Origin of the sequence: Streptomyces tagetis, from assembly GCF_018069565.1 — a bacterium.
GTDB classification, from domain to species: domain Bacteria; phylum Actinomycetota; class Actinomycetes; order Streptomycetales; family Streptomycetaceae; genus Streptomyces; species Streptomyces tagetis.
Map to the genome: position 1 here is coordinate 898,366 of NZ_JAGPNL010000002.1, position 14,232 is coordinate 912,597.

Genomic DNA, 14,232 nt, shown 5'->3' on the forward strand with positions numbered 1-14,232 from the left:
AAGCCGCTCGGCTTCGGTCTCAACTACCGGTCATCTAAGGGGATTTCATGTCCAGCATCCGCCGCAAGGCCCTCCTCGTCTCCGCTGCCGTCCTCAGCGGCGCCCTGCTGATGACCGCCTGCGAGGACGGGGACGCCGGCGCCGCGCAGGACCCCTCCTCGGCCGCCCCCTCCGGCCAGGGCGACGGCAAGGGCTCGGGTGCGAAGGACGAGGGCGCCAAGGACACCGACGGGACCGGGGGGACGGGTGAGGGGGCCGGTTCGGGTGCCGACACCGGTGACGGCGGGCGGGCGCCGGTCGAGCAGGTCTGCGGCGCCAACGACATCTCCTGGAGCACCCGCTCCGAGACCCAGGCCGGCGGCTACATCCTGGTCATGGCCAAGGCCAAGTCCGGGATCACCTGCTACCTGCCCGCCGGACTCCCGGTCGTGGCCTTCGGCTCCGACGGCACCGAGGCCGGCCCCGCCGAGCAGTCCGTCGGCGACCAGATCAAGCTGAGCGGCAACACCACCGCCTACGCCGGGGTGAACCCGAAGACCACCAACAACGACTACGGCAAGGAACTGGAGCACATCATCGTCGCCGTCGGCCAGGACGACCCGAACCCGGTCTCCCTCAAGGTCGGCACCATCACCGTCGACAAGCCCATCGTCACCAACTGGCACACCGTCCCGGCCGACGCCGTCCCCTTCAACTGAACGCGGGCGGACCGGCCTTCCCCGAGCACAGACCGGTCGCCTCCGCCGCCCCACTGCCGAAGGACACAGGCCCTCGCACGCTCGCCGACATCGTCCCGCGCGAGGCGCAAGGCCGGCCGTCCACGACGACCGAGGGCACCCCCCGCTGCGCCCACGTCCGCGCCTCTCACGAACACCTCGACCACCCGAGGGCCGCGCCTGCCACCATGTCACCCGGCACCGTCGGCAAGACGTCGTTTTCTGAGCTGGTCCTCTGCCGGGCAGGACTGGGCGCGGAAGCGGCCCGCCTGGTGCCGGGCGACGGCACGTCGGCGAGATCAGTCGTCCGGCGCTCGGGTACGCGGGCCCCGCTGCGAGAGCCTCGGGAGCCCTGCCCTGGGCACGAGCAGGGCTCCTGGCAGTGGTGTCCGCCGTCCGCCGTCCCGGCGGCGCCGGATCGTGATCCGCGCGCCGTGGGGGAGCCGCTGCCCGGAGCGTCAGCCCTGCGGTGTCCGGCCGATGCCGAGACGGCCCCGGGTGGCGGCCAGGATGACCACTGCCGCCGCCAGCGACGCGAGGAGGAAGGCGTGGCTGCCGTAGGCGGGAGCCACCTTGGGGAAGGTGTCCGTCCAGGCGATGGAGACGAAGTTGTTCACACTGACGTGAGTGAGCATGACAAGCGGCATGCTGCCTCCGGTGCGGTTGAAGATCCAGGTCATCACGAAGCTGAACGCGACGACAGTGGCGAGGAATTCGAGCACGGGGGTGACATCACGCCTCGGTCCGCCGCCCCACTCGGTGAGGAACAGGGGAAGGTGCCAGGCGCCCCACAGGACGCCGACGACCAGAGTCGCTGCGACCGGCCCGAGGCGTTCCTGCATCCTCGGCATGGCAAACTCACGCCAGCCCGGCTCCTCCGCCAGGCCCGTCGTGATCATCTGCACCGCCAGGCCCGGCAGCACAGCGACAAGAACGGCCACGGGCGGCACCACGGGCCCGTGCCCGGTCAGGACCGTGGTCGCGGCGATGAGCGCGGCGGGGACGGCCAGCGCGACCACGACATACCACCACCAGCCGATACGGAAGTTGGCCATGCGCCGTCGCCAGGCCCGCAGCCCCTCCCGGCCCTCGCACACGGCCGTCACGAGCAGGGCCGAGACGATCGGACCGAGGTAGGCGCCCGGCAGCACGCCCAGGAGCTGGCTGCCGATCTGTCCGCCGGGAAAAGTGAAGGCCCACACCCCGAGGCCGTTGCCGGACAGGATGTAGGGCGTCCAGGCGGCCCAGCTCAGGGCGAAGGCCATGATGAAGAACGAGGCCAGCGGACGGCGGCGCAGCACGGCTCGCGCGCCTGCGCGGGGAGGCCGGGCCGGGTCCGGCGGAGGCTGGACGCCGGTGCCGTACGTGTGGAGGGTCATCAGGTTCCCGCCCTTCTCAAAGCCTGCGGTCGGCCTCCAGAAAACCAGCTCGGCCTGCGCATTTCGCTCCCGCCTACCACCCGGTCCACGGTGCAGCAGGCTGTACCGCGATGGCTTCGAAGAGGTGCCGGCAAGGAAGAAGAAGACCGCCCCGAGCCGTCCCTCCACACCCGCAGAGACACAGACCGCGAACCGGACAGCACGCCCGACGGCCTGGCTCGGCGCCCCCCGGCCACCGGCGGCCCCACGCGCCGAGTCAGGAACGCCGGGTCTGCGCCAGATAGTGCAGGACGGCGGCGACTCTGCGGTCCACCTTGTCCGCGGGCGACAGGTCGAGCTTCGCGAAGATACTGCGGATGTGCTTGTGCACGGCACCGTCGGTGACGAAGAGGCGGTCGGCCACGGCACGGTTGCCTAGCCCTTCCGCCATGAGCGCGAGAACATCCCGCTCCCTCGGCGTGAGCCTCTCCAGCCGCTTGGCCCGGGAGGTGCGGGCGAAGAGCTGAACAACGACCTCCGGGTCGATGGCCGTGCCGCCGGCCGCCACCCGGTGCAGGGCGTCCAGGAACTCCGCGACCCGCCCCACACGCTCCTTCAGCAGATACCCCAGGCCGGTGGCGCCGGAGGCGAGAAGCTCTCCCACGAACGACTGCTCGACATAGGCGGACAGCATCAGCACCCGCAAGCCGGGGTGACGGCGCCGGGCCTCCACCGCCGCCCGGACACCGTCGTCGGTATGGGTGGGCGGCATCCGCACGTCCAGGACAGCGACATCCGGGAGGTGCGTCTCGATGGCGGAAAGAGCCTCTTCGGCCGTGCCGGCCGTGGCCACGACGTCCAGGCCCTCCGCGCCCAGCAGGAGCGCCAGCCCCTCACGCAACAGCGGGTCGTCCTCGGCGATCACGATCCGCACGGCAGGACCACCTCGAGAACAGTCGGGCCGCCCGGCGGGCTGGACAGGGTGAGCGTACCGTCGTGCGCGGCCACCCGGTCACGGACCCCGGCCAGCCCCGACCCGGCCGCCGCGTCCGCACCGCCCCGGCCGTCGTCCTCGACACGCAGCCGGAGCCACCCGTGCCGCGCCCGCACGACGACGCTCACGCGGTGCGCGCCACTGTGCTTGGCGACGTTGGTCAACGCCTCGGCGACGACGAAGTAGGCGGTGGCCTCGACGGAGGCGGCGCACCGCTGCGGGACATCGGCCTCGATCCGGCACGGCACAGGACAGTTCGCCCCCAGCCCGGACAACGCGCCGGTCAGCCCCCGGTCCGCCAGAACGGGCGGAAGGATGCTGCGGGAGACCGCGCGCAGTTCCGCCAAAGCCTGTTCCGCGGCGGCCTGCGCCCGCTCCAGAACCTCGTCGGCCCCCTCCGCGTCCCGCGCCAACATCCGGCGAGCCGCGCCGATCAGCACCGCCACGCCCACCATGCGGTTCTGCGTCCCGTCGTGCAACGAACGCTCGATGCGCCGTAGTTCGGCGGCATGCGCGTCGAGGGCGGCGGCACGGGTGGCGGTCAGCTCTGCGACCCGCAGGGACAGATCGGCATGGGGGTCCGCGGTCAGCAGCCGGCGCGCGGGACGCGCCTGCAGACGGGCCATGCCCGGCGTCAGACCGAGAACGATGACCGCCCACCCCACCCCCAGGGGCACCACGGCGACGGCGTCCACCCAGGTGTGCGCGGTTCCCAGGCCCAGAGAGGTGCTCGTCGCCCCGTCCGGGAGCACCAGCCACAGCAGCGGGAACAGCAGGTCGCGCACCGCGGCCACAGGAAGCCACAGCCCGAGCAGCCCCAGCAGGAGCCCCCCGGAGGCGTTCCACAGCAGCCACGCCACCTCCCGCCGGGTCGTGGCGTCGGCCGGCGCGGAGCGCAGACGGGTCGGGGGCGGGTCCGGCTCCCGCAGGAACGTTCCGAGGCGGCTCAGCCGCCGTCGCTCCGCCCTCGCCAGCCCGTGCAGAAGGTGAAGCACCCCCCGCCCGGCCGCCGGCCCCAGACCGAGGGGCACCGTCACCACGGCGAGCATGAGCAGACACAGCACCAGCACCGAGCCGAACGCCGTCCGGAGGCCGCCGACCAGCTCCGCGACGGCCTTGCGCGCCCGACGCACCGGCCGCGCCACCAGCACCTCACGGTCTGCCGCCCTGGCGGCCGCACCCCCCGACAGCGCACGCCTCTTCATCCCCATTCCCCGACCGTACGAGGTGGTTCGTGCCGGTCACCAGGGAGGCCCCGAAGAGTACAGCCTGCTGTACCGCGAGGCGGCCCGTCTGCGGGATCGTCCCCGCCCCGTCCGGAACCTAGCGTCGGGTGCGGCCACCCCGACCACGCGGCAACCCGGCAGAAAGGCGCTCCCGATGACGAACGACACCTCCGCCTCCGCGACGGCCCACGCTCCCGACACCGGCGGGCCCCGGAGCGGCACCTCCCTGAGCCAGAAGATCCTCTGGAGCGTCGTGGTGCTCAGCGCCCTCGCCAACCTCGCCGCATCCTTCGGTGACGACCTGAGGATCAACCTCCTGTGCGGACTGACGACCGCCGTGGCGGCGACGCTGCTCGCACTGCGCTTCCGGCGCGGCCGGCGGTGACACGAGGCACCGCCGGGAGGCACCCCCTTGACGGACCGGCCGGCCGGCCGCCGTCGTCCAGGACGGCGACGGCGACGGCGTCCCGGACCCGGACACGACCTGACGGAGCACCACGACGGCGGCCACCACCGCTACGACACCGGCGACGACGACCAGGGCACGGATACCGAAGCGCTTCATGGTGGCCGGCCTCCTCGGCGAAGGACTGAAACCGGTGGTCGCCGGTCACCGAACGAGACACGCCCCCCACCGTGGCCGCCACCTCAAAGCCCCGCCACCTCCACGCGGATCAAGACCAGCCGGCTCAGGACCCCCGAACACACCTCGCTCCGCGCGGGCCTCGCTCGTGCCCGTTCCCGCCCCGGACCTGGAGGCCGGCCGGACTCGGCCCCGTACGTGCTTCCGCCGCGTCCCGCGGCGGAACAGGCACCGGGCGGTGGCGCATCCCCCGTGAGAGCTACAGGAACTGTCCATGCACGGGTGATTCGTGGACGTCTGCGGATTCCTAGCGTGGTCGTCAGGTCGCCGCAAGGGGCGACCCACCACCGGGGGAGGCCACCATGGGCACGACGTCCGCCACAGAACACAGCGCGGGCTCCGGTCCGGGCAGGGACCGCGACGGGGGCGGCGCCCGCTTCGGCCGGATCGCGCGTTCTCCGCTCGGCTGGATGGCGGCGGGAATGGCCGGCGTCGGCCTGGTCTCGGGCCTGACGGCGACCGGACCCGGCCCAGTACCGGTGCTGGGCGCGATCGCCGCGGTGCTCGCGTACCGCTGTGTCATGCGCCATGTGGCACGACGCCCCACGCCGGAGACCGCCCGCTCCGGCGCCGCCCGGGAGGTACTGCTGGGCAGCGGGATCGGCCTCGGCTTCATCCTCGTCTCCGCCCTCCTGATCACGGCGGCCGGAGGCTACTCGTTCTCCTGGGCGGGCGACGGCTTCCTGCCGGTCGTGTGGACCGCGGTCATGGTGCAGATCGGCGCCGCGGTCACCGAGGAGTTGCTGTTCCGCGGTCTTGCCCTGCAAGCTCTTGAGCAACTGTGGGGCAGCCGGGCCGCCATCGCGATCACCTCACTGTTCTTCGGTCTCGCCCACCTGGGCGCCCCGGGCGCGAACGCGTGGAGCGGACTGGCGATCGCCCTGGAGGCGGGCGTCCTGCTCGGAGCCGCGTTCCTGTGGCGGCGTAACATCTGGTTCGTCGCGGGCCTGCACTTCACCTGGAACACCACGGAACAACTGCTCGGCATCCCGGTCTCCGGACACACCCCCGAGGCCCTGTTCACCGCCGACGTCCACGGCTCCGCCCTCCTGACCGGCGGCGGCTTCGGTCTGGAAGCATCGATCGTGCCCATCCTCATCGGCGTGGCGCTCGCCGCCTCGATGCTCGTCCGCGCCCACCGCGGCGGCGGCATCAAGGCCCGTCGGCACACGGGCCGTTGACACAGCCCGACTGGGAGGAAACCGAAGTGATGCCCCGTCAGGCACGCTGGAGCAACCCGCTGCTGCGGGCGCCCCTCGACCGGTGGCAGGAGCGCAACGCTCTCCTCAAGGACGGCGTCCTCGCCCTGACGCTCACCCTGCCGGCCTTCGTGCCGACCCTGTCCCAGATCGGTGCGCAGATCGGCGATCTGCCCGAGCGCCCGGCGAACGTGCCGAGCGTCGCACTGATCCTGGCCCAGACCGTGCCGCTGGCGGTCCGCCGCAGATGGCCCGCGGCCTGCCTGGCCGTCATCGCCGCCGCGTTCGCCGTACACCAGGCGCTGGGCTTCGCGACGACGTTCGCGAGCGTGGGACTGTATCTCGCCCTGTACTCCGCCGGGGCCCACCAGATCCGCTTCCGCCGCGGCCTGGCCGCCGTGACCAGCGCCGGATACGCCGGGCTGGCCGTCACCCTGGACCACCTCGGCTCACCGAACGCGATACCGGACTATCTCGCGTTCTCCCTGGCCCTGGCCGCGTCCTGGCTGGCCGGAAGCATGGTACGCACACGGCGGACGGAGGAGGCGAAGCTACGGCGGCTGACTGCCGAGGCCGCCACGACCGCCGAACGGGCACGCATCGCCCGCGAACTGCACGACGTGGTCACCCACCACGTGACGGCCATGGTGGTCCAAGCCGACGCGGCACAGTTCCTGCTCACGTCCGCACCGGAACGCGCCGGCGAGGGACTGACGGCCGTCAGCGACACCGGCCGCCGGGCACTGACGGAACTGCGGCACCTGCTCGGCGTCCTGGAGGCGACCGGCGAGTCGGCCTCCGCGGACCCGGCGGGCGCGGGCCGGGAACCCGCCCTGGGCCGGGTGACAGACCTCGTCGAGCAGGCCGGCAGGTCGGGCCAGCCGGTCGAGTACAGCGAACAGGGCGAACGGCGGCCGCAGAGCGCGGACGTGGAACTCGCCGCGTACCGGGTGGTTCAGGAGGCACTCACCAACGCCATGAAGTACGCGCCCGGGAAGCCGACACGGGTCCTGCTCCGGCACGGCGACGACGAGCACATCGAGATCGAGGTGACCACCGAAGGCCCCGCCGCCGCACCACTCACACCGAAACCGGGCCCCGCGGGCGGACGCGGCCTGGCCGGACTCCGTACACGGGTACGGATGCTCGATGGTGAACTGGAGGCCGGTCCCCGGCCCGGAGGCGGGTTCGAGGTCCGCGCCACGATTCCGTCCAAGCCCCTCCAGGAGTGACCCCTTGAACGACGCGCCGCAACCGATCCGCGTACTCGTCTGCGACGACCAGGCGCTGGTACGGACCGGCTACGTCACCATCTTCTCCGCCCAGCCCGACATGGAGGTCGTCGGGGAGGCCGAGAACGGCCACGAGGCGATCCAGGCCACGCGACGGCTGCGCCCCGACGTCGTCGTGATGGACATCCGGATGCCCCTGCTCGACGGCATCCAGGCGACGCGGCAGCTTGTCGGCCCCGGCACCGAAGGAACCCCGAAGGTACTGGTCGTCACCACGTTCAACGTCGACGCCCACGTCTACGACGCGCTGCGCGCCGGAGCGAGCGGCTTCCTCCTCAAGGACGCGCATCCGGCGGAACTGGTCAACGGCATCCGGACCGTCGCCCGGGGCGAGGCCCTGCTGGCACCCGCCGTCACCCGCCACCTCATCGGCCACTTCGCCCGGCATCTGCGGCCGGCCGACACCTCCCGCCCGGCCGGACAGAACGTCGTGCGGGCACTGACCCCCCGTGAGCTGGAAGTGCTCCAACTGATCGCCGAGGGACTGTCGAACGCGGAGATCGCCGCAGCGATGTTCATCACGCCCGAGACCGTCAAGACCTACGTCTCGCGCATCCTGGCGAAACTCGCCCTGCGCGACCGCGTCCAGGCCGTCGTCCTCGCCTACCGGGTCGGCCTGGCACCCGGCACACCATGACCGACCCGCCCCCGCACAGCACCGCCTGCCCCCGCCCAGGTGAGCCCGCATGACGCCCCACCGGCCGGCGGGAACACACGGGTCCGCCCACGGCCCAGCACCTTCCCGCGCCCGAGCACGACCTCCTCCCAGCCCGGCGCGCGGCCCGACGGCTTCCGCGTGATCGGGGGCGGCATGGGCCGCTGACACCCACGTGCCCGGAGAACCTTCAGCCCCCTCAGAACACTGAAAGCTTCCCCGCATCATAGATAGCGAAAAGCTTACTTAGCTGCGAAAATGGCATGATTCAGGTAGGATGGTGGCATGGGATTGCGTCTGGAGGAGTCGCTGCGGCTGACGGTGGCCGCGTTGATGCAGGCAACGGGTGAATCCCAGCGGTCGGTCGCGGGGGTGCTGGGACTGACGCAGACACAGGTGTCACGCCGTCAGTCGGGCGCCATCTCCTGGAGCCTGAGCGACGTCGACGTCCTGGCCGAGCACTACGGCATCGACGCGCTGGACCTCCTGGCGGGTCCGACCAGAGCATGCGAGGCGCTGCCCGCCGACCGGCACCGTACCAGGCGGACCGAAACGAGAGGGACGGGCCGGTGAGCGACTTCGACGCCATCGACTCACTGCTCGACGCCGTCGGCCCGCAGGCCGAACTCCCGCCCGGCCACGTGCGCCGCGAACTACGGGAGCGGGCTCGGCTGTCCAAGGCGCAGGTGGCACGCGCGCTCGGCGTGAGCCCGTCAACCCTCAGCGGATGGGAAAACGGCCGGGACCCGTCCGGCGAGATCCGCACCAAATACGCCTACCTGCTGGACGGCCTGAACACCAAGCTCGCCACCGCCACCACCACCGAGACGGCGCCGGCTGCGGAGCAGCCCGTCACATCAAGCACGGCCCCGACCGCCACCCCCTTGTCTTCGCCGGACCTCTGCCAGGACGACGACGCGGACGACGTGGAACGGCTCGTCGTCCCCGAACCCTGTGTACTGTGCGGCCTCCCGGCCGGACAACGCGTGGCAGGGTTCGCCCAGCACCTGACCCCGGCCGACTGCCGGCCCACCGCCACCAAAGCCCCCACCGCCGTACTTGCCCCGCCGGCCGGACAGCCCACCGCGCAAACCCCGAAAACCCCGCCACGCACGCCACGCACGACACGTGCCACAGAGCGCTCCAAGGGCCCGGCCCGCCACGCGTTCCAAGAACCGTCCGGCCCGGTCGACCAGATCCGCGAGGCCGTGCAGGGCGCGCTCGCCGAGCACGGGGGCGACGTCGACGCAGCCACGACGGCGCTGGTGAAGCGGGCCATCCCGGACGCGATGCGACTGCTGGACGAGACCCGCAAGGGCGCCCGCTACGACGTGATCGCCCACCCCTGGATCCCCGACATCCTCAAAAAGCAGACCGCGCGCGGCTCCGACCAGATCTGGGAAGCCCGCCCCAAGTGGACCCGTCACGAACTCCCGCCCGGCAGGCACCAGGTGACCGCGCTCGACATCAACGGCGCCTACCTCTCCGCCCTCAAGACACACCTCCCCCTGGGCCGGCTCGAGCACTCCACCAGCCAGCCCCACGACCGCCGCCGCTCCGGAGTCCACCTGATCACCCCACCCGAGTGGGAACACGAAGCGGTGCTGCCCAACCCGATCGGCCAACGGGACGAGCCCGGCCCGCTGTGGATCACCGAGCCGACACTCCGCCTCCTGCTACGCCTGTCCGGCCCCAAGCACCAACTGTGCGCACCCCCTCAGATCCACGAGTCATACACCTCCGGCGCCACGGAGAACCTGCTCGAGAAGTTCCGCATCGCGCTGAAAGACGCCCGCGACACGGCGATCGAGCAGGGCGATACGGTGACGCTGGAGTACGTGAAGGCCATGTACTCGAAGTTCGTCTCCACGATGGGCGAGTCGAACTACAACCGGGAGCTCTACCGCCCGGACTGGATGCACCTCATCCGCAGCCAGGCCTTCGCCAACCTCTGGCTCAAGGCACTCAAGGCCCACGACGAGGGCCTGGCCGTCGTCCGGGCCATGGGCACCGACGAACTCCACGTCATCGGCGACTGGCGCCGTGTCTTCGCCGAAGGCCGCGGTGTCACCGAGGTCAAAGTCAAGAACACCTACACCACCGGAAGCGACACCGCTCAGCACACAGGCGAGGGGGAGTAGTGCCACAGAAGAACATCGACTTCGGAAGGTTCGGCGCCCAGGGCATCAAGGGCAGCGACGCCGTCGCGCGCAAACTCAACGAACTCGCGGGCGGCATCGCCACCCCCGTGACCGCCAAGCGCGGCTGGATGGCACGCCTGCACTACCTGACGAAGTCGCCCCAGACCCTGAAAGCCGCGCAGGACGCCGGACTCACCGTGACCCACCGGACACTGAAGGCATGGCTGGAGGGCAAACGCCGCCCCTCCAAGACCAACCTGGAACGCATCGACCAGGCGTACCGGACAGTGCGCCGCCACAACGTCGCCCGCCATCTCCTCAAGCGCCTCAACCGCGACGGACGCGGCACCCGGGTGGAGATCCACCCACTCAACCAGTCCCAGGTGCCACAGCCGCTGCAACGCGTGGTGGAGTACCGGACGATGAACGTGCGCCGCTGGGACCGCATCGTCGGCTCCTGGGCGGCCGGCGACCACCAGAGCCTCGACGCCGCGTGGCAGGACACGATCGTCGACCTCGGCTCGCAGTGGGGCCAGTACGAGTACGTCACCAACGTCGGCTTCGCCGCATAGAGCCCTGCCCCGGAAGGCAGTCTTCGGCACCTGCCGGGACGGCGTACGGTGAGGGAAATCCTGTCCCCGCCACTGCCGAAGAGACCCAGATCCCCACGATCCAGGCTCTTCCGCGTCCCCTGGCCGACGCTCCTCTCCACGCCATCTGCTTCCTCCCCCTGGCGCCGCCACCGTGTCGGCACAGCCCACCACGGATACGCGGGCACGTCGGGGCCGTGACACCCCCTCAGCGGCCGCTCAGCCCTGCACACAGCGAAGAAGATGGTCAGGTGTGATCGGCGGTGGCTGCTTCAGGTACCGGGGCGGCAGATGCGCGGACCGAGCGTCGGCAAGACTCCCGCGCGCCCGCGACTCGATGGGCACGAGGCCCTGGCTACTGGCCAAGACCACCACAGCCACTCAGCGCCCCCACCAGAACAGAGACTGCGCCACACCCCTGCTGTACGCGAGAATGAAGCGAGCCAGCCCCTCACGTACACCGAGGAACCGCGCGATGACCGCCAGCCCCTCACGTACACCGAGGAACCGCGCGATGACCGCCAGCCCCTCACGTACACCGAGGAACCGCGCGATGACCGCCAGCCCCACCGCCACAGAACACACCGGGCGTCTGGTCCTGCGCACCGACCAACAGAAGGGCCTCGCCCACACGGTCCGCCACCTGCGCCGCCCGCGCACCCGCGGGCACGCCGTCTCGGCCTGTGGCACCGGCAAAACCCTCTTCGCACTGCGCGTAGCCGAGGAACTCGGCGTGCGGCACCTCGCGGTGGCAGTGCCCAGCCTGGACCTGGTCGCGCAGTGGGCCGCGGCAGCCCGCGCGGACGGCCGCCGCGAGCCGATGATCACCGTCTCCTCGCTGCGTGCCGCCTCCCACCCGCTCCTCACCGAGGCCGAAGTCGACTCCGCCAACGCGGGGGAATACCTGGCCTACTGGCTCGCCCGCCACCCCAAAGCGACGGTCTTCTTCACCTACGACTCACTGTCCAAGATCGAAGAGGCCCAGCACTCCGCAATCTTCCCCGCACCCCTCTTCGGCCTGCTGATCGTGGACGAAGCCCACGCCACCGCCGGCACCTGGGAGAAGAACTGGACCGCACTGCACGACAACGAGCGCATCCCTGCCGAGCGACGCCTCTACCTCACCGCCACCCCGTACGTGTGGGAAGCCCCCCGCCTGACCGAGCCGCCCACCACCAGGGCACAGCCCAAGCGCACCACCGCCACCGCCCCCGCCTGGGACGACCCCGCCCTACTGGCAACCATGGACCAGCCGAAGATCTTCGGCCCCCGCCTGCACACCTACTCCCACGCCGACGCCATCGACGACGGCGTCCTGGCCGACTACCAACTCGTCGTCCCCACCGTCACCGACACCGAACTGCGCACCGCGCTCACCGATCCGCAAGCCGGGCCCACCGCACGCCGCACCACCGCCCTGCACCTGGCCATCCTCAAAGCCATGCGCGAGCAGGACCTGCGGCACGTGTTCGTCTACTTCCAGCAGATCGCCGACGCCGCCGACTTCGCCCACCAGTTCACCCACACCCTGCGCACCCTCCCCGACGAACTACGCCCCGACTGGGCGCGCGACATCGTCGTGCAGTCCATCGACGGCACCCACAGCCCCCACCAGCGCGCCGACATCATCGCCCGCTTCACCGACGCCGAGCGAAGCGTGCTGGCCAACGCCAAGATCCTCGGCGAAGGCGTCGACCTGCCCGCCGTCGACGGAGTCGTCTTCGCCGACCGCACCGCCAGCGTCCGCCGCATCGTCCAAGCCCTCGGCCGCGCCCTACGAAAACCCCCCACCCTCAAGACGAAGACGGCCAGCCTCGTCATCCCCGCCTACATCCCGCCCGGCACCGACCCCACCGACCTCCTCGGCACCCCCTACCAAGCCCTCTGGCTTGTCACCTCTGCCCTACGCCACCACGACCAGACCATCGCCGCCCGCGCCCCCCGGACCAAGAACCAGCATCCCGCCCGCGACTCCCACACCTACATCACCCGCCGCTTCCACTTCGACCACACCCTCGACCCCACCGCGATCGCCCGCGCCCTGGACCTGCTCGTCTGGCCCTCCCACGGCGCCGTCCTGTCCGCCCCCCGCCGCGCCGGCCTAGCCGCCGCCATCCGCCACCACAGCGAACACAGCCACCTGCGCGTGAGCGCCGACTACGAGGACGCTTACGGCTACCGGCTGGGGCAATTCATCACCGGCCAGCGCACCGCCTACCAAGCAGGCACCCTCGATCCGGCATGGATCGCCGAGCTCGAGCATCTCGGCATGATCTGGGACGACCACGAGGCCACCTGGCAGGGTCACCTGGCCACAGTCGAGGCCTTCCACGCCGAACACGGCCACCTTGCCATCCCCACCCAACTACCGGGTGGCCAGTTCCTTGCCGACCAGCGCGCCCTGGCCCGAAAGGACCGCCTCACCCCAGACCGCGACAACCAGCTCACAGCCCTCGACCCAGACTGGAAACTCCCCTACGGCCCCGACTGGCATCGCAAGTACCATCTGCTGCGCCGCCACCTGGAAGCCGGCAACCACCCCACCACGCTGCGCCGCGACACGCTCATCCATGGAGTGAAGACGGGCAACTGGCTGCACCGCCAGTTCACCAACTGGCCCGACCTTGACCCCGGCCAGCGCGACCTGCTCGCCCGCATGGGAATCACCCCCGACCATGCCCTCCTGGACCAAGAGCACACCGCGGGCAAGCCGAGCACATCGCGGCGGCGCACGTTCGCGCAGACCACCGAGATCCTCGGGCTCTTCGTGGCACGGTGGGGACGCACCCCCGGCGCCCGAGAGTGGATCGAGGTAGACGGCGACCGTGTCATGATCGGCCCCTGGCTCGCCAAGGTCCGCACCAAGCTGAACACTAATCAACTGCCCTCAGAGCAAGAGGAGTTGGTGTCCGCTACCCTTGCCGAGCACGGCATCGATCTGGTCAGTTCTGCCGGCACCATCGGGCCATCAAACGGCTGAAGTTTGGGCCACTGAGCTCAGTGCGGCGCCATCCGCGTTTCGCGCGCCGCGGTCCCATCTGCGGTATGCGGGGGAGCGGCAGAACTCGAATACTCCAAAGTTTTGGAGACAAGGAAGCAGCGACACACAGGATTGGCACGGCTCGACACTCTGGCTTTAACTGACGGGACGTCACCAAATACCCAGTCGGGCACAGCAACGACCGCCGACCTCTACTACCAGCCGAATTAACCTGCATCTCAGTCATGTTGGACTTGAAAAGCCAAGGCAAGTCGGGGAGGAGGCACGATCGCGGAGCGATCGGGACACCGCACCGACGACCCAACTCGATCCGCGGAGCGGATCCGGTCCCGGAGGGACCGAGCCCAGCCCCCGCGGAGCGGGGGCTGAACCGACGCGTAGCGTCGGCGCGTCGTTCCTGCGGAGCAGGACGCGCGC

At 70.9% G+C, this 14,232-nt stretch carries 13 protein-coding genes; 9 read left to right on the top strand and 4 right to left on the bottom strand.

The genetic code is table 11. The features are described from left to right. Window positions 1-47 precede the first annotated feature (47 nt). Window positions 48-698, top strand: a complete 651-nt coding sequence (locus tag J5Y05_RS12020; protein WP_210871350.1) for a DUF4232 domain-containing protein — start codon at window positions 48-50, stop codon at window positions 696-698. Between the two features lie 476 nt (window positions 699-1,174). On the opposite strand, the gene J5Y05_RS12025 is transcribed toward J5Y05_RS12020, so the two are convergent. From J5Y05_RS12025 to J5Y05_RS12035, 3 genes are all read right to left on the bottom strand, one after another. Further along, on the bottom strand, window positions 1,175-2,095 hold the full coding sequence (locus tag J5Y05_RS12025) for a CPBP family intramembrane glutamic endopeptidase (protein ID WP_210871352.1): 921 nt from the start codon (window positions 2,093-2,095) through the stop codon (window positions 1,175-1,177). Between the two features lie 256 nt (window positions 2,096-2,351). Further along, window positions 2,352-3,008, bottom strand: a complete 657-nt coding sequence (locus tag J5Y05_RS12030) for a response regulator transcription factor (protein WP_210871354.1) — start codon at window positions 3,006-3,008, stop codon at window positions 2,352-2,354. Further along, window positions 2,996-4,279, bottom strand: a complete 1,284-nt coding sequence (locus J5Y05_RS12035; protein ID WP_307853861.1) for a sensor histidine kinase — start codon at window positions 4,277-4,279, stop codon at window positions 2,996-2,998. Before J5Y05_RS12035 ends, J5Y05_RS12030 begins: the two co-directional genes overlap by 13 nt. Window positions 4,280-4,448: 169 nt before the next feature. Between J5Y05_RS12035 and J5Y05_RS12040 the strand changes: the two genes are divergently transcribed. The 7 genes from J5Y05_RS12040 (at window position 4,449) to J5Y05_RS12075 (ending at window position 10,796) form a co-directional block, all read left to right on the top strand. Next, window positions 4,449-4,679 (top strand): hypothetical protein, encoded by a 231-nt coding sequence (locus J5Y05_RS12040; protein ID WP_210871356.1) that lies wholly within the window; start codon window positions 4,449-4,451, stop codon window positions 4,677-4,679. 560 nt (window positions 4,680-5,239) lie between these two features. Further along, window positions 5,240-6,118, top strand: coding sequence for a CPBP family intramembrane glutamic endopeptidase (locus J5Y05_RS12050; RefSeq protein ID WP_210871358.1), 879 nt, complete (start codon window positions 5,240-5,242; stop codon window positions 6,116-6,118). Between the two features lie 29 nt (window positions 6,119-6,147). Next, window positions 6,148-7,368 (top strand): sensor histidine kinase, encoded by a 1,221-nt coding sequence (locus J5Y05_RS12055; RefSeq protein ID WP_247614443.1) that lies wholly within the window; start codon window positions 6,148-6,150, stop codon window positions 7,366-7,368. Between the two features lie 4 nt (window positions 7,369-7,372). Beyond that, entirely contained in the window at window positions 7,373-8,065 is a 693-nt protein-coding gene (locus tag J5Y05_RS12060) for a response regulator (protein WP_210871362.1), read from the top strand. A 303-nt stretch (window positions 8,066-8,368) separates the two neighbouring features. After that, complete coding sequence (locus J5Y05_RS12065) at window positions 8,369-8,656, top strand: helix-turn-helix domain-containing protein (RefSeq protein ID WP_210871364.1); 288 nt, start codon at window positions 8,369-8,371, stop codon at window positions 8,654-8,656. After that, window positions 8,653-10,224, top strand: a complete 1,572-nt coding sequence (locus J5Y05_RS12070; protein WP_210871366.1) for a helix-turn-helix domain-containing protein — start codon at window positions 8,653-8,655, stop codon at window positions 10,222-10,224. Before J5Y05_RS12065 ends, J5Y05_RS12070 begins: the two co-directional genes overlap by 4 nt. Continuing rightward, window positions 10,224-10,796 carry a transcriptional regulator gene (locus J5Y05_RS12075; protein WP_210871368.1) on the top strand — a complete coding sequence of 191 codons (573 nt, stop codon included), beginning with the start codon at window positions 10,224-10,226 and terminating at the stop codon, window positions 10,794-10,796. The genes J5Y05_RS12070 and J5Y05_RS12075 overlap by 1 nt, the downstream gene beginning before the upstream one ends. Before the next feature lie 399 nt (window positions 10,797-11,195). Here J5Y05_RS12075 and J5Y05_RS12080 read toward each other — a convergent pair whose 3' ends face one another. Further along, window positions 11,196-11,384 carry a hypothetical protein gene (locus tag J5Y05_RS12080; RefSeq protein WP_210871370.1) on the bottom strand — a complete coding sequence of 63 codons (189 nt, stop codon included), beginning with the start codon at window positions 11,382-11,384 and terminating at the stop codon, window positions 11,196-11,198. Between J5Y05_RS12080 and J5Y05_RS12085 the strand changes: the two genes are divergently transcribed. After that, window positions 11,368-13,794: a DEAD/DEAH box helicase gene (locus tag J5Y05_RS12085; RefSeq protein ID WP_210871372.1), complete on the top strand. Its 2,427-nt coding sequence runs from the start codon at window positions 11,368-11,370 to the stop codon at window positions 13,792-13,794. The two genes, J5Y05_RS12080 and J5Y05_RS12085, sit on opposite strands and share 17 nt — an antisense overlap. Window positions 13,795-14,232: the final 438 nt, after the last annotated feature.

Excerpts from the sequence above, each read along its gene's own strand:
- J5Y05_RS12020 (WP_210871350.1), top strand. The coding sequence starts at position 48 with ATGTCCAGCATCCGCCGCAAGGCCCTCCTCGTCTCCGCTGCCGTCCTC.
- J5Y05_RS12025 (WP_210871352.1), bottom strand. The coding sequence starts at position 2,095 with ATGACCCTCCACACGTACGGCACCGGCGTCCAGCCTCCGCCGGACCCG.
- J5Y05_RS12035 (WP_307853861.1), bottom strand. The coding sequence starts at position 4,279 with ATGGGGATGAAGAGGCGTGCGCTGTCGGGGGGTGCGGCCGCCAGGGCG.
- J5Y05_RS12040 (WP_210871356.1), top strand. The coding sequence starts at position 4,449 with ATGACGAACGACACCTCCGCCTCCGCGACGGCCCACGCTCCCGACACC.
- J5Y05_RS12050 (WP_210871358.1), top strand. The coding sequence starts at position 5,240 with ATGGGCACGACGTCCGCCACAGAACACAGCGCGGGCTCCGGTCCGGGC.
- J5Y05_RS12055 (WP_247614443.1), top strand. The coding sequence starts at position 6,148 with ATGCCCCGTCAGGCACGCTGGAGCAACCCGCTGCTGCGGGCGCCCCTC.
- J5Y05_RS12065 (WP_210871364.1), top strand. The coding sequence starts at position 8,369 with ATGGGATTGCGTCTGGAGGAGTCGCTGCGGCTGACGGTGGCCGCGTTG.
- J5Y05_RS12085 (WP_210871372.1), top strand. The coding sequence starts at position 11,368 with ATGACCGCCAGCCCCACCGCCACAGAACACACCGGGCGTCTGGTCCTG.